This is a genomic window from Dactylosporangium sp. NPDC049742 (assembly GCF_040674675.1).
GTDB classification, from domain to species: Bacteria; Actinomycetota; Actinomycetes; order Mycobacteriales; family Micromonosporaceae; genus Dactylosporangium; species Dactylosporangium maewongense.
Genome location: NZ_JBFANF010000010.1, coordinates 85,352 through 105,463 on the forward strand (window position 1 = coordinate 85,352; position 20,112 = coordinate 105,463).

The following is a 20,112-nucleotide window of genomic DNA, read 5'->3' on the forward strand; positions in this document are numbered from 1 at the left end:
GCACCAGCGACGAGGGTTGGGCTCGCCGGGTGCCCCGCCGGTCGGGGGAGCTGCCAAGGCGTGGCGATCGGCTGGGTGTCGCTGCCGCGTGCTCGGGACCGGTGGCGCGATCGGATGGTCGGGGCTGTTCGCGTCCTCGGGCCGGGTGCTGCTGGCACAGCGACGCAGTGGCGCTGCACGGATCGAGGCGCCCGGTCGCGGATCGGCTCGCCGACGGCGGCGGGGGGGACTGCCAGTAGGGTCGCTGGTCGCTGGTCGCTGGTCGCTGGTCGCTGGTCGCTGGTGGCCGGGGCGGCTGGTGGAGACGGTGGTCAATGCCGGTGGTTGTGGGAGGCATGTTCGGCGGGGAGGGTGCTGGTCGCTGGTTGGTGGCCGCGGGGAGCCGGAGCGGCTGGCGAAGACGGTGGTCAATGTCTGCCGACGCGGGAGGGACCCCTCGGCGGCGGCGAGTGGTGCGGCCGGCCGGGTGATGGCTGAGGGCGCCGAAGCAGCGGCCAGTCGGTGGGCGATGTCCCCGGACGAGAAGGTGCTGGCCGCCGGGTGATGGCCGAGGGCCGCCCAAGCGGCGGCCCGGTCGGTGGTCGGTGTCCGGAGACGCTGAAGGGGCCGCCGGAGCGGCCCCTCAAGCGGACAGGTCAGGCGTGGGAACGCTTGCGGGCGACGCGCTCGCGGTCCTTCTGGTCGAGCATGACCTTGCGGATGCGGACGGCGGTCGGGGTGACCTCGACGCACTCGTCCTCGCGGCAGAACTCGAGGGCCTGCTCCAGGGTGAGCTTGCGCGGCGGGATGAGCTTCTCCGTCTCGTCGGAGGCAGAGGAGCGCATGTTGGTGAGCTTCTTCTCCTTGGTGATGTTGACGTCCATGTCGTCGGCGCGGGAGTTCTCGCCGACGATCATGCCCTCGTACACCTCGGTGGTGGGCTCGATGAACATGGAGCCGCGCTCCTGCAGGTTCATCATCGCGAAGGGGGTGGCGACGCCGGCCCGGTCGGCGACGAGGGAACCGGTGGCCCGCATGCGCAGCTCGCCGAACCACGGCTCGTACTTCTCGAAGACGTGGTGCAGGATGCCGGTGCCGCGGGTGTCGGTGAGGAACTCGGTCCGGAAGCCGATGAGGCCGCGCGCCGGGACCAGCCACTCCATCCGGATCCAGCCGGTGCCGTGGTTGACCATCTGCTCCATGCGGCCCTTCCGGGTGGCGAGCAGCTGGGTGATCGCGCCGAGATACTCCTCCGGGGCGTCGATCGTGAGGCGCTCGACCGGCTCGTGGACCTTGCCGTCGACCTCACGGGTGACGACCTGCGGCTTGCCGACGGTCAGCTCGTAGCTCTCGCGGCGCATCTGCTCGACGAGGATGGCCAGGGCGAGCTCGCCACGGCCCTGCACCTCCCACGTGTCGGGGCGCTCGGTCGGCAGGATGCGCAGCGACACGTTGCCGACCATCTCCCGGTCGAGGCGGTCCTTGACCAGGCGGGCGGTGACCTTCGTGCCCTTGACCTTGCCGGCGAGGGGCGAGTTGTTGGTGCCGATGGTCATCGAGATCGCCGGCTCGTCGACGGTGATGAGGGGCAGCGCGACCGGGTTCTCCGCGTCGGCGAGGGTCTCGCCGATCATGATCTCGGGGATGCCGGCGAGCGCGATGATGTCGCCCTGCCCGGCCTCCTCGGCGGGCTTGCGCTCCAGGCCCTGGGTCATCAGCAGCTCGGAGATCCGCACGTTCTGCACGGTGCCGTCGGTGCGGATCCAGGCGACGGTCTGACCCTTGCGGATCCTGCCCTCGCGGACCCGGCACAGCGCGAGACGGCCGAGGAACGGCGACGCGTCGAGGTTGGTGACGTGCGCCTGCAGCGGCGCGCCCTCCGTGTAGGAAGGGGCGGGGATCGTGTTGAGCAGCGTCTGGAACAGCGGCTGCAGGTCGTCGCTGTCGGCCGGGACGGTGCCGTCCTCCGGCTGGCTCAGCGAGGCGACGCCGTCGCGGGCGCACGCGTAGACGATCGGGAACTCGATCTGGTGCTCGTCGGCGTCGAGGTCGAGGAAGAGTTCGTACGTCTCGTCGATGACCTCCTTGATCCGGGCGTCGGGACGGTCCACCTTGTTGATCACCAGGATGATCGGCAGGCGTGCCTTCAGCGCCTTGCGCAGCACGAACCGGGTCTGCGGCAGCGGGCCCTCGGAGGCGTCGACGAGCAGGACCACGCCGTCGACCATCGTCAGGCCGCGCTCGACCTCACCGCCGAAGTCGGCGTGGCCGGGGGTGTCGATGATGTTGATCGTGGTCGGGGCTCCGCCGTCGGCAGGGACGTAGCGCACGGCGGTGTTCTTCGCGAGAATGGTGATGCCCTTCTCGCGCTCCAGGTCCATCGAGTCCATCACCCGGTCGACCTGCTCCGCGCGCGCGTGGAACGCGCCGCTCTGCCGCAGCATCGCGTCGACAAGGGTGGTCTTGCCGTGGTCGACGTGAGCGACGATGGCGACGTTGCGGAGGTCTGCGCGGGTCTGCATGGCATCCATTGTTCCAGGCGGCCCGAGCGTGCCGTCACGCACAGTGCGCGATGTGACGTACCGCGCCCGGACTCATCGAAACCGGCCCCCACCGACGTCATAGGGGACAGCGGGCCGGCGCGGTCCGCGATAGCGTGCCAGGACGGGGAGGCATCGATGAGCTACGGCAGCTTCTATGACGACGACACCGCTGAGCAGCGCTGGGGGATCGAGGAGGACGCGCCGCGCCGGCGGCGCCCGGGGATGATCTTCCTGCTGGGCGCGCTCGCCGTGGTCGTCCTGGTCGCGCTCGGCGGGCTCGCGTTCCTCGTCAAGGGCAAGGATCCGAAGCCCACGTCCGCCGCCGGCTCGCGGCCGTCACAGGTGGAGGCCGCGCCGAGCGTCGAGGCGAGCGACGTGGTCGTGGTGGCGACGTCGGCGCCGCCGCCGCCGCCGAGCCCCACCCCGTCCGCGACGCCCTCGAAGGTCCCGACGAAGAAGTCGATCGCGCCGCCGAAGCAGACCGCGCTGCCGCCCCCGCCGCCGAAGGTCAGCACGAAGCCTGGCTGTCAGCCCACGTACAAGGGCACCCAGCTGCCGAAGTCGAGCGTCCGCGAGTATCTGGACGCGGCGTCCACGAAGCAGTTCTGGGGCAGCAACACCCCCGCCGAGGTGCAGGCCATCAGGGTCCCGAAGCGGCTGCTGTACGGGGTTGCCGACCAGGAGAGCGGCTGGCAGTCCAACATCTACGCCTGTGACGGGGGCGTTGGGGTCATGCAGGTCATGCCCAACACCGAGACCTGGATGAACCAGCGCTTCGGCACCAGCTGGAAGATCGACACCCCGAAGGACAACGTGATGCTCGGCGGGCAGTACCTGGCCTGGGCGATCCGCTACTTCGGCGAGCAGCTCGGCACGTTCGACATCATGGGCACCGACCCGACGCTGCTCAACGCGGTCGTGTCCGCCTACAACAACGGCGCCGGCGCGGTCGACCTCACCAAGGGTGACGCCGGGATCACCAACTGGAACTACGTCAACAACGTCAAGGCGCTCATGGGCCGCTGCTGCAACGACTACTAACGTAGGGCGGCATGAGGCTCGACCCCGTAGGCCGACTGCTGAAGTTACCGCCCGCGCTGACCGGGCGCGTCCGCGTCACCAAGGGCATCCCCGTCCGGATGCGCGACGGTGCGATCCTGCGCGCCGACCACTACGGCCCGGCCCTCGACGCCGCGCTGCCCACGGTGCTGGTGCGCACGCCCTACGGCCGCGGCGCGCCCACCAGCGTGCTGTGCCGGGCCGTCGCCCAGCGCGGCTTCAACGTGCTGATCCAGTCGTGCCGGGGCACGTCGGACTCCGGCGGCACGTTCGAGCCGCTGCTGCAGGAGCGCGAGGACGGCCTCGACACCCTCGACTGGTTGCGGTTGCAGCGTTGGTACGACGGCCGCCTCCTCACCTACGGCCCCAGCTACGTCGGTTTCGTGCAGTGGGCGCTCGCGGCCGAGGCGGGCGACGAGCTCAAGGCGATGGCCACGATCGTCACCGCCTCCGACTTCGGCCCGCCGACCTACGCCGGCGGCGCCTTCTCCCTCGACACCGTGCTCACCTGGTCGGCGATCCTCGACGCGCAGCGCGGCACCCGGCTGGACAACGCCGTCGACCTGCTGCGCGGCCAGCCGAGACTGCAGCGCGGCCTCGCCCGCGTGCCGCTCGCCGAGGCGGACCGCATCACGACCGGCGCCGAGGTCGAGTTCTTCCAGCGGTGGCTCGCCGAGGCCGACCCCACCTCCCCCTACTGGACCCAGCGCGGCCACGCCCACACCCTGCCGAAGGTCACCGCGCCGGTCCTGATGATAGGCGGCTGGTACGACATCTTCCTGCCATGGCAACTGGCCGACTACACCGCGTTACGGGCGGCGGGCCTCCGCCCGCACCTCACCGTCGGCCCGTGGCACCACGGCAGCGCCGGGCTCTTCCAGCACTCCGCGGCCGAGGCCGTCGCCTGGTTCCGCGCGCACACCGGCGGCCCCGAGAGCATCCGCGACCAGCCCGTCCGGGTCCACGTCGGCGGCACCGACACGTGGCGGGAGCTGCCGGAATGGCCACCCGTGGACGGTGCGGCGCGCCGGTTGCACCTGTGCCGCGACGGCGGCCTGAGCGCCACCGCCGCGCCGGACGGCGAGCGGCTGGAAGGGTTCACGTACGACCCGAAGGACCCGACGCCGGCGCTCGGCGGTCCGCGGCTCATCGGCAAGATCTCCGGCCGGCGCGACAACCACCCGCTCGAGGCGCGCCCGGACGTGCTGACGTTCACGTCCGAGCCCCTTGAGGAGCCCCTGGAGGTGGTCGGCCCGATCGCCGCGGAGATCACCGTCCGGGCGGCCTGCGTCCGGCAGGACGGCACGCCGTTCACCGACCGCGACCTCGTGCCGCACTTCGACGTGTTCGTCCGGCTGTGCGAGGTGGACGAGCAGGACCGCTCGTGGAACATCTGTGATGGGCTCGCCCGCGCCGCCGGCGGCGGCGGGGTCGAGGTGCGGGTGGAGCTGTGGCCGACCGCGTACCGGTTCGCGGCGGGGCGCCGCATCCGGGTCCAGGTCAGCGGCGGGGCGCACCCGCGCTTCTCGCGCAACCCGGGCACGGGCGCGCCGCTCGGTCATGAGCTGGAGCTGCGCGCCGTCCGGCAGGAGATCCTGGCCCCGTCGTCGATCATCCTGCCGGTGCCGGGGCCTCAGTCCTGAAACGTGGAGGGGCCGACGTCGGTGTAGGTGCCGGAGTCGGCGTCCCACTCGAACTGCCGCCCCTCGGAACCCGCGCTGACGACCTTGCCGAACGCCGGGTAGCGCTCGACGAGCCACTCCAGGTCGGGCATGAGCAGCTCACCCGCGTCGGCGAGCTGCTCGTCGGTCTCGTCGCCGACCAGCAGGTTCCACCCGCTGGCCTTCCGCCCGTCGGGCGCGGCCGGCAGGGTCGCGTCCTCGGGGTCGTGGTACACGTACCCGGGGAGGAGCGACTCGTCCTCCACCAACCGCCGCGACGCGAACGCGATCAAGTAGCTCATGCGCTCAAGTATCCCCACGCTCCACGGTGACCTCGGCGGTGGGGATGCCCCGCGCGGCCGCCGCCCGCTGCGCCTCCACCTCGATCGCGGCCCGCACCGGCGCCCGCAGCGGCCCCCACGCCGACACCGTCACCGCCAGCCGCTTCCCCGCGGCCTTCGCCCGCCACGACCCCGCGAGGTCCCCGTCGACCAGCAGCGCGCCGGGGTTGCCGAGCACCCGCCAGACCTCCCTCTCCCGTTCCTTCTGCGGCGTCAGCACGCCGCGGTCCCGCGCCTGCAGGAACGGATCGGACGCCGGCAGCAGCCGCACCCCGTGCACCGGCCCGGCGGCCAGCAGGTCCGCCAGGCACTCCTCGGGGATCCACGCCTTGCGCCCGTCGACGCTCACCTCGGCCAGGCCACCCGGCCACGCCGGCTTGATCGCCGTGACGGTCGTGCCGAGGTACTTCGCGACGTCGCTCGGCGTCGCGGGTCCGAGCAGCCGCAGGTACGCGTGGATCAGCCCCGACGGGTTGCCCGCCCCCTCCGGCACGGGCGGCGGGTCGTCGAGCGGCAGCAGCACGCTGTTGGCCGCCGCCTCGTCGAGCTGCACCCCACCCGCGAGCCCCGCCTGCTGGAACACCGATCCGGCGATGTGCGTCGCCTTGCACGGCCCGCAGTAGTACGTCAATTCCGCCGGGACGAGGTCGCTGACGCCCCGGCTCGCGTCACCCTTCGACGTCGGCCCCTTGACCACCGCCGCGAACGCCTCGGCCGTCGCCCGGAACGCCCCGATCCCCAGCTTGCCGCCGTCGGGGATCTGCTTGCCGCCGAACCTGGCCTCCGCGTCGGCGTCGCTCACCGGCCACAGCGCCGCGACCAGCCCCGGCAGGTCCGCCCGCCGGTGCAGGTGCCGCGCGCCCCGGGTCGACCACACCATCGCGAGGTCCCCGTCGAACCTGCTCGTCCGGGCGGCGAGGGCCTGCCGCGCCGTCCCGGCCGGCACGTTGGGCACCCCGAGGTCGAGCACCGCCAGGTCACCCGGGTCGGCGTCGACCCGCTCGTGCAGCTGGTTGGCGACGGTCCGGTACGCGAGCACCTTCGCCCGCCCCACGCTCGGCATCGCCCCATTCTCGTGTCCCACAGCTCACCCCGCATCCCAACCCGAGGGCGCCCGTGCCTGGCGCCCGGCGGCCTTGCGCACGGGCCCGGGCCCGGCGGACGATTGTCGGTATGACCAGCGACACGGCGGACGACGGCGCGGCCAGGATCACGTTCAGCGATCCGGAGCTGGCCTTCCTGCGGCATGCCAGGTTCGGCGAGCTGCCCGCCCGCGTCCGCCCCAGCGACACGGTCGAGCTCGTCGAGACCGACCCGAAGCGCGACTGGCCGGACCTCGGCCCGAGCCGCGCGCAGGTCGAGGCGCACCACGGCGGCGGCTGACCCCGGCCGGCCCGCGCCGATCAGGTCTCGACCAGCGGCTGGTACTCCTGCTCGGTGAGCCCGAACGTCCAGGCCACCCCCTCCCGAGGGGTGCGGGTGGTCGGCGGGACGCGCAGCCAGTAGATGCGGCTGGTGCCGTCGGGCTCGGGGGTGCTGTTGATGACCTCCACCATCGTGAGCGGCTCGTCGTCGGCGAAGCGCAGCTGCCACAGGACGCCGCACGCGTCGGAGCCGAGCCGCCGCGCGCCCGCTTCCCGCAGATAGCGCTCATAGCCGAAGTGCTCGAGCATGACGCGCCGCAGCTCGGCGTTGCGCTCCGCGGCGATCTCGGCGTGGGTCAGGCGGGCGAGCCGGTGCACGAGCTCCGAGGGGATCGGCATGCCGCGCCACGCGTGCAGCGCGAACCCGTCGCCGTAGCGCAGCGCGGGCGTGTCGGCGGCGTGCAACCGGCCCACGTTGTCGCGGTGCAGCTCGACGGGCCGGTCGGTCAGGATGGCGACGTTGGCATACGGCCACCACCACCCGGCGGACCGCGCCACCCCCGCCAGCCCCGCGAGCCGCTGCGCGGCACGCAGCACCGCGGTGTCGGCCCTGCCCCCGTCGGCCCGCGCGCCGTCGACCCGCTGGGCGTCGATCTCGAAGCCCCCGGACGAGTGTGCGGCTCCCGCGCCGTCGGCCTGAGCGCCTCCGGCCCACTCGCCGCCCCGGAGGCCGTCGCCCTGAGCGTTGCCGGCCGCTGGGCCGTCCCGGAGGTCGTCGCCCTGAGCGTCCTCGGCCCATCCGCCGCCCCGGACTTCTCCGGACCGGCCGCCGCCGCGCGGGCTGTCGGCCCGGAGCCCACCGCCCCGCGAACTGCCGGCCCACCCGCCGGGAGCGCCGCCGCGCAGGGAACCACCCTGCCTGGAGCCCCCACCCCGTGAACTGCCGCCCCACCCTCCGCCCCGGGAGCCGTCACCCAAGGACGCGCCGGACGCGGAGCCCTGAGCGCCGTCACCCAACGACGCGCCGGACGCGGAGCCCTGAGCGCCATCGCCCGGGGAAGCGCCGGACGCGGCGTCCCGGCCGTCGGAGCCGGCGCGCACGGAAGCGCCCGCGCCCGAACCGCCGTCGCGCGGCAGAGGCAGGGACAGCGTGTCGGCGCGGGAGGCGGCGGCGTCGAAGGCGGCGAGCCAGCCCGCGTCGTGCTGGCCGGAGACGGCGTCGAGGAGGACGGTGCGGGCGTGGGCGGGAAGCTCGTTGCGCAGGTGGGTGCGCAGCGGGGCGGCGACGCGGTCGTTGACCATGCGCCAAACGTCGGCGCCGCAGGCGGCCCACAGGCGGGCCCAGCCGTCGGGGCCGAGCGACCCGTGGACCTCGGCACGCGCGGCGGCCCACGGGGTGGTGCGGACGGCGGCGCGGACCGAGACGCCGGCCGTGCCCGGGACGGGTGGGCAGCCCTGGGCGCGCAGCTCCTCGGCCACGAGCACGTCGTCGTCGCTGAACGAGGCCGCGGTCCCCACGCCCAGGCGGGTGGTGGGCAGGGCGAGCCCGGCCCGGGCGGCGCGGCGGGCGGCGGTGGTCATGGGTCGCGGGGCGGCGGCCGGGCCCGGCAGGTCGCGGCGGCCGGTGAGCAGGGCGGCCGCCCTGGCGCCCGCGGCCGGTGAGGCGAACCACACGATGTGCGCGGGCTCGGGCAGGCCGGCCGAGCGGTAGGCCAGGCGGACCGCCTCGGCGGCGGCCTCGCGGTCGGCGGGCGCGGTCGACAGGCCCGCGGCGAGCCACTTCGCCGCGTTGGCGCCGAGCGCCGCGGCGCTGGTCTCCGAGGTGAGCGGGGTCGTGGTCATCAGTCGGCCACCGGACGCCACGAGCCGGGCACGTATTCGCGCTGGCGGATGATCCGGTACGCCCCGGCGGGGATCGTGATCGAGCCGTGCTCCTCGTGGACGACCCTCGCCTTGGACACGACCTTGACGAAGAGCCGGTCGATGTCGTCGCGGTCGGCGAGCAGCAGCGTGTCGGGCCCGACGATCACGTGGGCGTGGCCGGTCGCCTCGCCACGGGCCAGGATCATGCGGCCGGAGCGGTCGCGCGGGGCGGGCACCGCGGTCGCGGGCACCTCACCAGCGGCAATGGGCATGAGCAGGACGTCACCTTGTCGATACACGGCCGTACCTCCAAGAAAAAGGCCGAACAAACAGACAGCGCCGAACCAGTCGAACAAGCGCACGATAGCGCCGGGGTACGACACTTTTTCACGCCCGCCGAAGGCCGGGGACCCATGGACCTCGGTCAAGCTCAATACCGGCACTTGTGCGACCAGCGCGCAACTCGACAAAAAGGAATAACGACTTGAAACCCTCGAACAGGGTCGCGTAATCCCTGAAAAGCAGCGACCATGAAGACCTCCTGGGGCAAGAGGGGTGCATCATGCAGTCGACGCTGGCGGTCCTGTGCCCGTTCGCACCGCGCCTCTCGCCGCACGCCGACCTCGTCCAGCGCTGGTCGCTGCACTGGGCCACCCGGCACGGCCTGCTCGACCGCCCGGGCGCCCGGGCCGCGTTCGCCAGGGCGAGGTTCGCCAACCTGATGGCCCGCACCTACCCCGACGCCGCACCCGCCGACCTGCAGCTCGCCACCGCCTGGCTGATCAGCGTCTTCGCCCTCGACGACCGCCTCGAGCGGGCCGGCGACCCGGCGGCGACCAGGCGCCTCGTCGACGAGGTCAAGCAGCTGCTGGACGACGACGGCGAGGACCCGAAGGGCCACCTCAGAGCCGTCGCCGAGGTGTGGCGGCGCACCGGGCAGCGCGTCGGACCGGCCTGGCGGGAGCGGTTCGTCGCCCACGTCGGCGACTATCTGGAGGCCACCGTCTGGGAGGCCGGCAACCGCGCCGCCAACCGTCCGCCGCCCGTCGCCGAGTACCGCACCATGCGCTTCCGCACCGCGGCCATCGACATGTTCTTCGACCTCATCGAGCCCATGCACGGCGTCGAGCTGTCCCCGGGGGTGTTCGAGGACGCGGACTTCGCCGTGATGCGCCGCTCCGCCGGGATGATCACCGCGATCTTCAACGACCTCGTGTCGTGGCCGAAGGAGGAGGCCGCCGGCGACCACCACAACATCGTGCTCGCCCTGCGGCACGAGCGCCGGCTGCCGGTGGAGGCGGCGGTCCGCGTGGCGGTCGCCGAGCACGACGCCCTGGTGGAGGAGTTCGTCGCGGCCCGCGAGCGGTTCCAGGCCGGGCCGCTCGCCGGCGACTTCGCGGTCGCGGCCGTCGCCGGCGACTTCGCGCACTGGATCCGCGGCAACGTCGACTGGTCGATGGAGTCGGGGCGGTACACGCCCTCGGAGAGCACGACCCCGGCGGAGACGCGGGTCCCCGCGCAGCGCCGACCCGTCGAGTAAAGCGCTTCCGGCTGTCGATGCGTCGCTGGTACCGTCGGCGCAACAGCTTCTTGGAGGATGCCATGCCTGCCCGGGACACGGTCCCGGGTCGCCGGTGAACCACGGACCCGTCGCGGTCCGATGGTCTGCCGAGGTGTGCCCGGGCGACGCAGAGACCCCGATCGTGCACATCCAAGAGGAGATCCTCAGTTGTCCCAGCACGTCCAGTCCGCGTGGTACGCGGACTTCTTCACCGAGCTCCCGAACGAGTTCTGGCGCCGCGTCGCCGGACCCGAGATGACCGCCGCCGACGTCGACTTCATCGAGACGAGGATCGAACCCGGGGCACGGGTGCTCGACGTGCCCTGCGGCAGCGGCCGGCACAGCCTCGCCCTCGCCGCCCGCGGCCACCGCGTCACCGGCGTGGACATCTCCGAAGAGGCCATCGCGCATGCCGTACAGGCGAAGAACGGCCTGGAGGTCGAGTTCAGGGTCGCCGAGATGCGGGACATCCCGCGGACCGGCGAGTTCGACGCCGTGCTGTGCCTCGGCAACAGCTTCGGCTACCTGGAGCCGGCCGAGCTGCCCGAGTTCGTGGCGGCGGCGGCCGCGGCGCTGCGCCCCGGCGGCTGGTTCGTCGTCGACTTCAGCGCGGCGGCGGAGTCGGTCCTGCCCGGCTTCACCAGGGCGGACCGGGTGATGCGCACCGGCGACATCACCGTCGGGACGAGCACCGACTACGACGTGGCCGCGAGCCGGATGCTCAGCACGTACACGTTCACGCGCGGCGAGGAGCGGCTCACCGCGACCGCCGTGCACCACGTCTACACCAGCGGGCACCTCGGCGAGCTGCTGCGCGCCGGCGGGTTCGCGGACGTTGAGCTGTTCGGCGGGCCGGACGGCGCACCGTACACCCTGGGCAGCGGCCGGCTGCTCAGCACGGCGCGACGGCGGTAGCCCGGCACACAGCACGCCGGCCGGTCAGCGCGAACGCTGGCCGGCCGGCTTTTCCGGTGCGGTGGAGAGTGGAGCTCAAATGGCGTGCCGGGAGTCGTCGGCGTCCGGCATGCGCGTGACGTCGGTGCTCTGCGTGAGGTCGGGCGCGGCCTGGACCGCGTCACCGTGCAGCCACGAACCGGGTTTCGGCGTGGCGGGAGTCGCGGAGGGGGAGGCCACGTCGCCACGCCAGGCCCCGGTCTCCGTGCCCCGGTGCTCGATGAACTCGCGGAAGTTCGCCATGTCGGACTTGATCACCCGGTCCACGATGCCGACCTTGTCCGCGACGTTCTCGACGAAGCCCTCCGGGTCGATGTCGAGCTGCGCGGTCACCCTGCTGTGCGTGTCGTCGAGCCGGTGGAACGTCACCACACCGGCGTGCCTGGGGCCTTCGGTCGACGTCCAGGCGACCCGTTCGTCCGGGTGCTGCTCGGTGATGCGGGCGTCGAACTCACGCCGTACACCGCCGAACTCCACCACCCAGTGCAGCCTGGTGTCGTCGAGCTGGCGGATCTCCCGCACGCTGTGCATGAACGCCGGGAACTCCTCGAACTGGGTCCACTGGTTGTAAGCGGTCCGGACGGGCACGGCCACGTCGACGCTCTCCACAACCTGACTCATGTGTGCTCCCTTACTCTCGGTGCTCACTCTCAGCTACCCCCGTAGGGTGAGGGCAAACGCGCACAGGTTGTCCGACCGGCCCGCCCATCGCGCTGGCTGAATGGGTGATCGTGGAGCACTTCGCCTACGGCGCCATCACGCCCGCGCTCGCCCTCGTCCTGTCATTCCTCGGATGCCTGCTCGGCACGTTCATCGCCGCCCGGTCCAGGGCGTCCAGCGGCGGCAGCAGGGCCCGGTGGCTGACACTGTCGGCCGTCGGCGTCGGGGGAGCGGGCAGCTGGGTGCCGCACTTCATGGCGCTGCTCGGCACCGACGTGCCCGACTCCGTGGTCCGCTACGACGTGCCGATCACGGCGCTCGGTTTCGGCATCGCGGTGGTGGTGTACTGCCTGGGCCTGTACATCGTCGGCTTCGGCCGGCCGTCGCTGTGGAAGGTGCTGCCGGCCGGGATCGTCACCGGCGCCGGCATCGCCGCGGCGTACAGCACCGCGCCGCTGGCGATGCGCGTCGCCGGGACCGTCGGCTACGACCCGGCGACCGCCATCGCCGCCCTCGTCGCGGCGGTCGTCGGGGCGACGGTGTCCCTGTGGTGCGTGTCGACGGTCCGCGGCAACAGGGCGCTCGGCGTCGCCGCGGCGATCATGGCCGTGGCGGCCTGCAGCACGCACTACGCGGTGATGACCGCGGTCCGGGTCGACGCCGTGCCGTCGAGCGGGTCCGTCAGCGGTGCGAGCCCGCTGGCCCTGCTCACGCCGGTCTGCGTGGCCGCCTGCGTGCTGCTGAGCGTCCTGGCGTACGCGACGGTCGGCTTCTCCGTGCGGCAGAACACCGAGTCCGAGGAGGAGCTGCTGCGGCGGGCCCGCGACATGTACTCGATCGCGACGCTGCACCGCGCGGCGGCGGCCCGGCACGAGGAAAGGGACCGGGGCAAGGCCGCCCCGGTCCCTCAGTGATCTCGTTGCCTACTTGAGCGCGGCCGCCGGGTCCGCGGCCACCTGCGAGAGCCGCTCCGGGGTCACCGCGCCGGCCAGGACCCGGCCGTCGTCGGTGATCAGCACGCTGAACAGCTTGCTGTTGAACGTCCGGCCGCCGTTGCCCAGCGGGAGCTGGTTGATGGCGTCCTGCACCTTCTTCTCCTCGGCGGGGTCCGTCGACGCCTGGCCCGGCTGCGAGGTCCGCACGACGAAGACCGAGGTCCAGCCGGTGCCGATGACGGTGCTCTTGGGCTGCTCACCGTTCTGCTGGCCGTTGTGCTCCGGCTGCTTGCCGGCGCCCTCGGCCTTGCCCGGGTCCGCCTCCTCGACCTTGGTGCCGGCCGGCGGGTTGAACACGAACTGCGCGTCGTCGGGCCGGGCGAAGCTCACCTGCGTGAACGCCACCTCGAACGCCGGGTTGGAATCGCCCTTGGCGAGCACCTGCACCCGCAGCGGCAGCTTCTCCTGCGCGTCGATGGCCAGGCGGACCTGACCGATCATCGACGCCGTGTCACGCGGGCGCAGGATCAGCTCGTACGCGTCCCGGCCGGCGATCTTCGCGGAGTTGCCGATCGAGACCTGCGTGGTCGGGTCGATCGCCTTGAGGGCGAGGTCGGCCGCTTCCTGAGGACTCTTCGGCAGCTCGCTCGGGACCGGAGCCTTCTGCGTCGGGTCCGCCTCGGCGCCGTTCTTCTTGTAGTGCTGCGCCGTCGCGGACTTGCTGTTCCAGGTCCAGGTGTCGGAGCCGTTGTGGATGATGTCGCTCTGCCCCTGCGTGCCGAGCAGCGACAGCCGGGCCTTGTCAGGTCCCGAGTACCACACGCGCAGGGTGTGCTTGCCCGACACGAGCGACGTGAGCTCCGAGCTCTGCGCGCCCAGCAGCGACGGCAGGGCCGGCAGGCCCAGGTCGGCGCGCTCGACGACGGTGCCGGACAGGCCGTCCAGCTGCGCGGTCTGCAGATCGACCAGCAGCTGTGCGGCGGTGCGCGGCGGCAGGTTCGGCTCGGCGGCGACGGCGAGGGTCTTTGCGGCCACGCCGGCACCCACCACGGCGACCGCGGCGACCGCGGGCACCGCCCACCGTAGGACAGGTCGTGACGTGAACTTCGACATTGGGTACACCTCCTGCCGACCATGTTGCGCGGGGTCGGCTGTGACATCGCTGAGACCGCCTGTGCGTTCCCACAGCACAGCGTGCCACGCTGGTGCACGTGAGGCTGCTGGTGGTCGAGGATGAGATCCGCATGGCGGGGGCGCTGCAGCGCGGCCTGCAGGCGGAAGGGTTCGCCGTGGACGTCGCCGGGGACGGGCCGACCGGCCTTGAGCTGGCCAGACACGGCGGCTACGACGCGGTGATCCTGGACATCATGCTGCCCGGCCTGTCCGGGTACCGGGTGGTATCCGCGCTGCGCGCCGAGAAGAACTGGGTGCCGGTGCTCATGCTGTCCGCGAAGGACGGCGAGTACGACCAGGCCGACGGCCTCGACTGCGGCGCCGACGACTACCTGACCAAGCCGTTCTCGTACGTGGTGCTGGTCGCCCGCCTCCGCGCGCTGCTGCGCCGCGGCGCGCCGGAGCGGCCGAGCGTCCTGACGGTCGGCGAGCTGACCCTCGATCCGGCGCGGCGGCGGGTCACCAGCGGCGGCGAGGAGATCGTGCTGACGGCGCGGGAGTATGCGCTGCTGGAGTACCTGATGCGCCGCCCCGGGCAGGTGGTGTCGAAGACCGAGCTGCTCGATCACGTGTGGGACGCCAGCATCGACACCGCGCCCAACGCCGTCGAGGTCTACGTCGGCTACCTGCGGCGCAAGCTGGGTCGCGACGCCCTCGAGACGGTCCGTGGCGCCGGATACCGGCTCAGGTCAGCATGATCTGGTGGTCGCGTCTGTCGCTTCGAGGCCGGCTGGTCCTCCTCGGTACGAGCGGGCTGGTCGTCGGGCTCGCGATCGCCGGCGTGGCGATGGCGACCGCGATGACGTACAGCTTCCGGGGCACGCTGGACCGTTCCGCCGACACCACGATCGCTGAGATCTCCGCCATGCTGGAGGAGGGTTCGACGCTGCCGTCGCCCCTGCCCGCCCCGGCGGGGCAGGTCGTGCAGGTGCTCGACGCCCAGCACCGGGTCGTCGCCGGCGACCGGAACGCGGACCTGCTCGTACCGTTGCTGCATCGCGACGAGATCGACAAGGCCCTGCACGAGCGGATCACCGTGTCCGGCGACCGGGCGCTGCAACCCGACCAGTTGCGGGTCACCGTGCGGCAGGTCGAGGACGGCCGGATCGTCGTGGTCGCGGTGCCGCTGGGCGACTACAACCGCAGCCTCGAACTGCTCAAGACGTCGTTGTGGGTGACGTACCCGGCGCTGGTCACCATCCTCGTCGCGATCGCCTGGAAGGTCGTCGGGCAGGCGCTGGCGCCCGTCGACCGGCTCAGCGCGTCCGCCGAGCGGATCACCGGCGCGGCGACCGACGAGCGGCTGCCGGTGCCGCCGTCCAGCGACGAGATCCAACGCCTCGCGGTGACGCTCAACCACATGCTGGACCGGCTCGCGACGACCCGGGCCAGACAGCGGTCCTTCATCGCGGACGCGGCGCACGAGCTGCGCAGCCCGCTGGCGAGCATGCGCATCCAGGTCGAGGTGGCACAGCAGCTCGGTGACTGGCAGACCGTCGGCGACGACCTGCTGACCGACCTGGACCGCCTGTCCCGGCTGGTCGACGACCTGCTCCTGCTGGCCAGGGCGGACGAGCGCGACGGGCGGCGGGTGGCGCGGGAACCGGTCGAGATGCAGAGCATCCTGAGGACCCTCGCCAAGCGGTACACCGGCGTCGACGTCGAACCGTCGGACGAGTCGCTGTGGGTGGAGGGCGAGCAGGACGCGCTCATCAGGGTGGTGCTCAACCTCGCCGACAACGCGGTCCGGCACGCCCGCAACAAGGTGGTGCTGCAGGCGGAGTCCGACGGCCAGGAGGTCGTTGTCACTGTCACCGACGACGGGGAGGGCATCCCCGGGCCGCTGCGCGAGCGGGTCTTCGACCGCTTCACCCGCCTCGACGACGGCCGGGCCCGCGACGCCGGCGGCACCGGCCTCGGCCTGGCGATCGTCCGTGAGCTGGTCCGGCGGCACGGCGGCACGGTGCGGCTGCTGGACGCGCGGCCGGGGGTGCGGGCCGAGGTCCGGCTGCCCCGGTTTGTTGACAGTGTCATGTGACAGTGTCATGCTTGGTGGGTGACCGCGACAGGATGGACGCTTGACGAGCTGACGGCACGTGTTGCCGCCGCGCTCGAGGGCACCGCCTATGCGGGCGCACCCAACGGTCGGGTGCGCGACGTTCCCGACGCCCGTGCCATCAGGTGGTATGCGACGATCGGCCTCGTCGACCGCCCGACCATGCGGGGCCGCACCGCGCTCTACGGTCCGCGACACCTTGCGCAGCTGGTGGCGATCAAACGCCGCCAGTCGGAAGGCAGGCGGATCGCCGACATTCAGATCGAGCTCGCCGAGGCACCCGACGCTGTCCTGTGGGAGATCGCCGACCTGCCGAAGCACGAACAACCCAGGACACGGTTCTGGGCCGAGCCGCCCGCACCGCACACACCGCCACCGGCGCCGCCGCCCGCACTGCTCAGCGGGGTGCCGCTGGGCGGTGACGTGACGCTGCTGCTGCCCGGCACACCTGGACCCGACGACGTGGCCGCCATCCAGACGGCCGCCAAACCGCTGCTGGAGCTGCTGGCAGCGCTGGGCCTGGCCAACGGACTGACGCGTGATACGAGTGCCGAGCTAGGGAGTGGGCAATGAGAGTCGCCACGATGACCGAGGCGGAGGCCCAGCGGGTCGCCGCCCCGAAGGATGACGCCGGTCTCGGCGCGCTGCGCACCGAGCGGGGCAACCTGCCGCTCGACCGGATCGACGTGCGCACGGCCATCACCGGCCTGGTCGCGCGCATCGACCTCACCCAGGAGTTCGTCAACGTCCACGACGTGCCCCTCGAGGCCACCTATGTCTTCCCGCTGCCCGACCGGGCGGCCGTGACCCGCATGGCGATGACTGCCGACGGGCGGGTCGTCGAGGCGGAGCTGCAGGAGCGCGGCGCCGCCCGCGAGACCTACGACCGCGCCGTCGCCGCAGGCCAGCGCGCCTCGATCGCCGAGGAGGAGCGGCCCGACGTGTTCACCATGCGCGTCGGCAACATCCTGCCCGGCGAGCGGGTCAGCGTGTCACTGTCACTGGCGGGCCCGCTGGCGTTCGAGGACGGCGAGGCCACGTTCCGGTTCCCGCTGGTCGTCGCCCCGCGCTACATCCCTGGCGGCGCCCTCGACGGTGACAGTGTCGGCGCCGGGCACGCCCTGGACACCGACGCCGTGCCCGACGCGTCCCGCATCACGCCGCCGGTCCTGCTGCCCGGCTTCCCCAACCCGCTGCGCCTGAGCATCGACGTCGACATCGACCCGGCCGGGCTGCCGCTCGGCGAGGTCCGTTCCAGCCTGCACGCCGTGCAGCAGACCGAGCGCACCGTGTCGGTGCGCCCCGGCGAGCGGGCCGACCGTGACTTCGTGCTCCGGCTGGCCTATGGCGCCGGCGAGGCCGGGCTCGCGGTGGTCCCCGACGCCGAGGGCGGCGAAGGCACCTACCGGTTGACGGTGCTGCCGCCGGAGTCGCAGGCGCCGCCGAAGGCCAAGGACGTGGTGCTGCTGCTGGACCGCTCCGGCAGCATGGGCGGCTGGAAGATGGTCGCCGCGCGCCGCGCCGCCGCCCGCATCGTCGACACCCTCACCGCCACCGACCGCTTCGCCGTGCTGTCCTTCGACGACCGGGTGGAGACGCCCGACTCGTTGCCGTCCGGCCTGTCCGACGGCACCGACCGGCACCGCTTCCGGGCCGTCGAGCACCTGTCCCGGGTCGACGCCCGCGGCGGCACCGAGCTGCTCCAGCCGCTCATCGACGGGTTGAAGCTGCTCGACGCCGCGACAGGCGACCGTGACCGGGTGCTCGTCCTGGTCACCGACGGCCAGGTCGGCAACGAGGACCAGATCCTGCGGACCGTCGCGGGCGCGCTGCGCGGGGTGCGGGTGCACACCGTCGGCATCGACCAGGCCGTCAACGCCGGGTTCCTCGGCCGCCTCGCGATCGCCGGCGGCGGCCGCTGCGAGCTCGTCGAGAGCGAGGACCGGCTCGACGAGGCCATGGATCGCATCCACCGGCGGATCGGCGCGCCCGTCGTCAGCGGCGTCACCGTCACCGCCGAGGGGCTCGACCTCGTCGACGGCACCCAGACGCCGGCCCGGCTGCCCGACGTGTTCCCCGGCGTGCCGTTCGTGGTCACCGGGCGGTATCGCGGCCCGGCCGGCGGCACCCTCACCGTCGCCGGCACCATGCGCGACGGCACCCCCTGGTCGACCACCGTCACCGCCACCGAGCACGACAACCCGGCGCTCACCGCGATCTGGGCCCGCGCGCTGCTGCGCGACCTGGAGGACGCCTATGTCGCCGGGCCCGGCGCCCGCTGGGCCGCCACCAGCGACGACAACCAGCTCGAGCAGCGGATCACCGCGGTGTCGCTGCGCTTCGGGGTGCTGTGCCGGTTCACCGCGTATGTCGCGGTCGACAAGCGGGTCGTCACCGACGGCGCCGAGCCGCGTCAGGTGGTGCAGCCCGTCGAGTCGCCGGCCGGCTGGGAGCTGCCGACGGCGGTGCCCCCGCCGCCGCTGCACCCGACGTCGATGTCGTATGCCTCGGCCGCGTCGAACCTGACCCGGACCGGCGCGATGCCCGCACCCGCACCGGGCGGGCCGCCGCCGATGCCGCCGATGGCGCCGCCGCCGGCTCCGGGCGGCGCCGTGCAGCGCAAGTCGGCGAGTGGCGGCGGCAGCGTGTTCGCCCGTCCCGCCGGTGGCGTGGCGCGGGCGCTGCGCGGCCGGGGCTCGGTCCGTCCGCAGGCGCCGGCCTCGGCGCAGCCCGCGGCCCAGCCGTCGGTCGAGGCGGAGCGCCAGCGCGCCGACTCGGCGGAGCTGCGCGAGCTCGCCGCCGAGGAGGCCCGCCGCCTGCGCGCCGCCGCCGACCGCCCCGACTTCGAGCGCCGCGAGCTGCTCGAAGACCTGGGCTCCCGCCTGGCGGTGCTGGGCATCGGCGTCCTGCGCCTCCTGGCCGAGCGCCTCACCCCGGCGGCCATCGCCTCCCAGCCTCTCGACGAACTGTGGCAGCAGGTCCTCGAGGAGCTCGACAAGGTCTCGGGCGACCACCCCGACCCGCCCAAGTCCAGGGGCGCCTTCTGGAAGCGCTGACCAACCCCGGCGCCGCGGCCTTGCAGCACCCGCCGCGGCGCCCCGGGTCTCCGTCATCGGTCCCGGCGCCATCGGCTCGCGGTCGCGGCGCCGTTGGGTCTCGGCTGCGGCGCCATCGGCTCGCGGCTGCGGCGCTGACAGGCGTCGGGTGCGGCTCAGGCGGACTTCGGTCTAGGTCGCGGCTGCGGCACGGACGGGCGTCGGATGCGACGTCGTCGGGCTTCGGCGTGGGTCGTCGGCGGCGTCGGGCTTCGGTGCCGGCTACTGCGCCGTCGGGAGCCGTTGCGGCCGGCCGGGTGTCGGTTGCGGCACTGCGAGGCTGTAGCAGTCGTCGCGGCGCTGTCAGGCTCGGCGCCACCGCTCCGGCATGCCACCGAGCTTCGGCGCCGTCGGGGTCGGCGTTGGCTGCGGCGTCGTCGGGCTCCGGTGTCGGTTGCAGCACTGTTGGGGTTCGGCGTGGATGGCGGCGCCGCTCGGGTGGCGCCACCCGGGCTTCGGCGCCGTCGGGGGTCGACGTTGGGTGCGGCGCCCTCGGGCTCCGGTGTCGTTGAGACGTCATTGGGATTCGGTGTCAGTTGCGGCGTCGTCGGGCTCCGATGTCGGTTGCGGCGTCGTTGGGGTTCGGCGTGGATGGCGGCGCTGGCGGGCTCCGGCATCCGTCGCCGCCGCGCCGGACCTCGGGTCTCAGCACCGCCCCTGGGTGCTGGGCTGGCCTCGGTCGGGGTGGGTGGCCTGGGACCTCGGCGGTGTGTGAACCGAGGACGTCGCACCGAGCCCAGAGCCTGACCGGAGGATTCCGGCCTGTGTGACCCCGGGGCAGGGCGGATCAGAGTGAGGCGCTCTGATCGCTGGCAGTTCGAAATCCGGTCGGTTGAACGTCAGCTGGTTGGGCAGTGGCTCGGGGTTC

General features: G+C 73.0%; 16 protein-coding genes and 1 pseudogene. 10 read left to right on the forward strand and 7 right to left on the reverse strand.

Going from position 1 to position 20,112, the window contains the following annotated elements; genetic code table 11:
- Positions 1 to 635: 635 nt before the first annotated feature.
- Positions 636 to 2,501 (reverse strand): translational GTPase TypA, encoded by a 1,866-nt coding sequence (gene typA, locus AB0J72_RS15580; RefSeq protein WP_363399116.1) that lies wholly within the window; start codon positions 2,499 to 2,501, stop codon positions 636 to 638.
- A gap of 156 nt (positions 2,502 to 2,657) precedes the next feature.
- Between typA and AB0J72_RS15585 the strand changes: the two genes are divergently transcribed.
- Together AB0J72_RS15585 and AB0J72_RS15590 are read left to right on the forward strand one after the other, a co-directional pair.
- Positions 2,658 to 3,563, forward strand: a complete 906-nt coding sequence (locus tag AB0J72_RS15585) for a lytic transglycosylase domain-containing protein (protein ID WP_363399118.1) — start codon at positions 2,658 to 2,660, stop codon at positions 3,561 to 3,563.
- 11 nt (positions 3,564 to 3,574) lie between these two features.
- Positions 3,575 to 5,224, forward strand: a complete 1,650-nt coding sequence (locus tag AB0J72_RS15590; protein ID WP_363399120.1) for a CocE/NonD family hydrolase — start codon at positions 3,575 to 3,577, stop codon at positions 5,222 to 5,224.
- Here the strand turns inward: AB0J72_RS15590 and AB0J72_RS15595 are convergent.
- Positions 5,215 to 5,544 carry a hypothetical protein gene (locus tag AB0J72_RS15595; RefSeq protein ID WP_344503486.1) on the reverse strand — a complete coding sequence of 110 codons (330 nt, stop codon included), beginning with the start codon at positions 5,542 to 5,544 and terminating at the stop codon, positions 5,215 to 5,217. The two genes, AB0J72_RS15590 and AB0J72_RS15595, sit on opposite strands and share 10 nt — an antisense overlap.
- Before the next feature lie 4 nt (positions 5,545 to 5,548).
- Positions 5,549 to 6,646 carry a winged helix DNA-binding domain-containing protein gene (locus AB0J72_RS15600; RefSeq protein ID WP_363399123.1) on the reverse strand — a complete coding sequence of 366 codons (1,098 nt, stop codon included), beginning with the start codon at positions 6,644 to 6,646 and terminating at the stop codon, positions 5,549 to 5,551.
- A 110-nt stretch (positions 6,647 to 6,756) separates the two neighbouring features.
- Here AB0J72_RS15600 and AB0J72_RS15605 point away from each other — a divergent pair, with 110 nt between their 5' ends.
- On the forward strand, positions 6,757 to 6,966 hold the full coding sequence (locus tag AB0J72_RS15605; protein WP_363399125.1) for a hypothetical protein: 210 nt from the start codon (positions 6,757 to 6,759) through the stop codon (positions 6,964 to 6,966).
- 20 nt (positions 6,967 to 6,986) lie between these two features.
- On the opposite strand, the gene AB0J72_RS15610 is transcribed toward AB0J72_RS15605, so the two are convergent.
- On the reverse strand, positions 6,987 to 8,789 hold the full coding sequence (locus AB0J72_RS15610; RefSeq protein ID WP_363399127.1) for a DUF6745 domain-containing protein: 1,803 nt from the start codon (positions 8,787 to 8,789) through the stop codon (positions 6,987 to 6,989).
- A complete protein-coding gene (locus AB0J72_RS15615; RefSeq protein ID WP_363399129.1) occupies positions 8,789 to 9,082 on the reverse strand; it encodes a hypothetical protein in 294 nt (97 codons plus the stop codon). The genes AB0J72_RS15610 and AB0J72_RS15615 overlap by 1 nt, the downstream gene beginning before the upstream one ends.
- Positions 9,083 to 9,372: 290 nt before the next feature.
- Between AB0J72_RS15615 and AB0J72_RS15620 the strand changes: the two genes are divergently transcribed.
- Both AB0J72_RS15620 and AB0J72_RS15625 read left to right on the forward strand, forming a co-directional pair.
- Entirely contained in the window at positions 9,373 to 10,350 is a 978-nt protein-coding gene (locus AB0J72_RS15620; protein WP_363399131.1) for a hypothetical protein, read from the forward strand.
- 189 nt (positions 10,351 to 10,539) lie between these two features.
- Positions 10,540 to 11,286 carry a methyltransferase domain-containing protein gene (locus AB0J72_RS15625; protein WP_363399133.1) on the forward strand — a complete coding sequence of 249 codons (747 nt, stop codon included), beginning with the start codon at positions 10,540 to 10,542 and terminating at the stop codon, positions 11,284 to 11,286.
- A 216-nt stretch (positions 11,287 to 11,502) separates the two neighbouring features.
- Here the strand turns inward: AB0J72_RS15625 and AB0J72_RS15630 are convergent.
- A pseudogene (locus AB0J72_RS15630) lies at positions 11,503 to 11,946 on the reverse strand (SRPBCC family protein); the annotation flags it as partial.
- A gap of 104 nt (positions 11,947 to 12,050) precedes the next feature.
- On the opposite strand from AB0J72_RS15630, the gene AB0J72_RS15635 reads away from it, so the two are divergent.
- A complete protein-coding gene (locus tag AB0J72_RS15635; protein WP_363399135.1) occupies positions 12,051 to 12,899 on the forward strand; it encodes an MHYT domain-containing protein in 849 nt (282 codons plus the stop codon).
- 9 nt (positions 12,900 to 12,908) lie between these two features.
- On the opposite strand, the gene AB0J72_RS15640 is transcribed toward AB0J72_RS15635, so the two are convergent.
- Positions 12,909 to 14,033 carry a sigma-E factor regulatory protein RseB domain-containing protein gene (locus AB0J72_RS15640; protein ID WP_363399137.1) on the reverse strand — a complete coding sequence of 375 codons (1,125 nt, stop codon included), beginning with the start codon at positions 14,031 to 14,033 and terminating at the stop codon, positions 12,909 to 12,911.
- A gap of 98 nt (positions 14,034 to 14,131) precedes the next feature.
- Between AB0J72_RS15640 and AB0J72_RS15645 the strand changes: the two genes are divergently transcribed.
- From AB0J72_RS15645 to AB0J72_RS15660, 4 genes are read left to right on the forward strand one after another with little or no spacing between them, the layout of a single operon-like run.
- Positions 14,132 to 14,791, forward strand: coding sequence for a response regulator transcription factor (locus AB0J72_RS15645; protein WP_203849905.1), 660 nt, complete (start codon positions 14,132 to 14,134; stop codon positions 14,789 to 14,791).
- Entirely contained in the window at positions 14,788 to 16,131 is a 1,344-nt protein-coding gene (locus AB0J72_RS15650) for an ATP-binding protein (RefSeq protein ID WP_363399140.1), read from the forward strand. The genes AB0J72_RS15645 and AB0J72_RS15650 overlap by 4 nt, the downstream gene beginning before the upstream one ends.
- 18 nt (positions 16,132 to 16,149) lie before the next feature.
- On the forward strand, positions 16,150 to 16,722 hold the full coding sequence (locus AB0J72_RS15655) for a MerR family transcriptional regulator (protein WP_344503496.1): 573 nt from the start codon (positions 16,150 to 16,152) through the stop codon (positions 16,720 to 16,722).
- Positions 16,719 to 19,205, forward strand: a complete 2,487-nt coding sequence (locus AB0J72_RS15660; RefSeq protein WP_363399143.1) for a VIT domain-containing protein — start codon at positions 16,719 to 16,721, stop codon at positions 19,203 to 19,205. The genes AB0J72_RS15655 and AB0J72_RS15660 overlap by 4 nt, the downstream gene beginning before the upstream one ends.
- Positions 19,206 to 20,112 lie beyond the last annotated feature (907 nt).

Coding starts and splice junctions, on each gene's coding strand:
- typA (WP_363399116.1), bottom strand. CDS start 2,501: ATGCAGACCCGCGCAGACCTCCGCAACGTCGCCATCGTCGCTCACGTC.
- AB0J72_RS15595 (WP_344503486.1), bottom strand. CDS start 5,544: ATGAGCTACTTGATCGCGTTCGCGTCGCGGCGGTTGGTGGAGGACGAG.
- AB0J72_RS15610 (WP_363399127.1), bottom strand. CDS start 8,789: ATGACCACGACCCCGCTCACCTCGGAGACCAGCGCCGCGGCGCTCGGC.
- AB0J72_RS15605 (WP_363399125.1), top strand. CDS start 6,757: ATGACCAGCGACACGGCGGACGACGGCGCGGCCAGGATCACGTTCAGC.
- AB0J72_RS15600 (WP_363399123.1), bottom strand. CDS start 6,646: ATGCCGAGCGTGGGGCGGGCGAAGGTGCTCGCGTACCGGACCGTCGCC.
- AB0J72_RS15620 (WP_363399131.1), top strand. CDS start 9,373: ATGCAGTCGACGCTGGCGGTCCTGTGCCCGTTCGCACCGCGCCTCTCG.
- AB0J72_RS15590 (WP_363399120.1), top strand. CDS start 3,575: ATGAGGCTCGACCCCGTAGGCCGACTGCTGAAGTTACCGCCCGCGCTG.
- AB0J72_RS15615 (WP_363399129.1), bottom strand. CDS start 9,082: ATGCCCATTGCCGCTGGTGAGGTGCCCGCGACCGCGGTGCCCGCCCCG.
- AB0J72_RS15640 (WP_363399137.1), bottom strand. CDS start 14,033: ATGTCGAAGTTCACGTCACGACCTGTCCTACGGTGGGCGGTGCCCGCG.
- AB0J72_RS15585 (WP_363399118.1), top strand. CDS start 2,658: ATGAGCTACGGCAGCTTCTATGACGACGACACCGCTGAGCAGCGCTGG.
- AB0J72_RS15660 (WP_363399143.1), top strand. CDS start 16,719: ATGAGAGTCGCCACGATGACCGAGGCGGAGGCCCAGCGGGTCGCCGCC.
- AB0J72_RS15650 (WP_363399140.1), top strand. CDS start 14,788: ATGATCTGGTGGTCGCGTCTGTCGCTTCGAGGCCGGCTGGTCCTCCTC.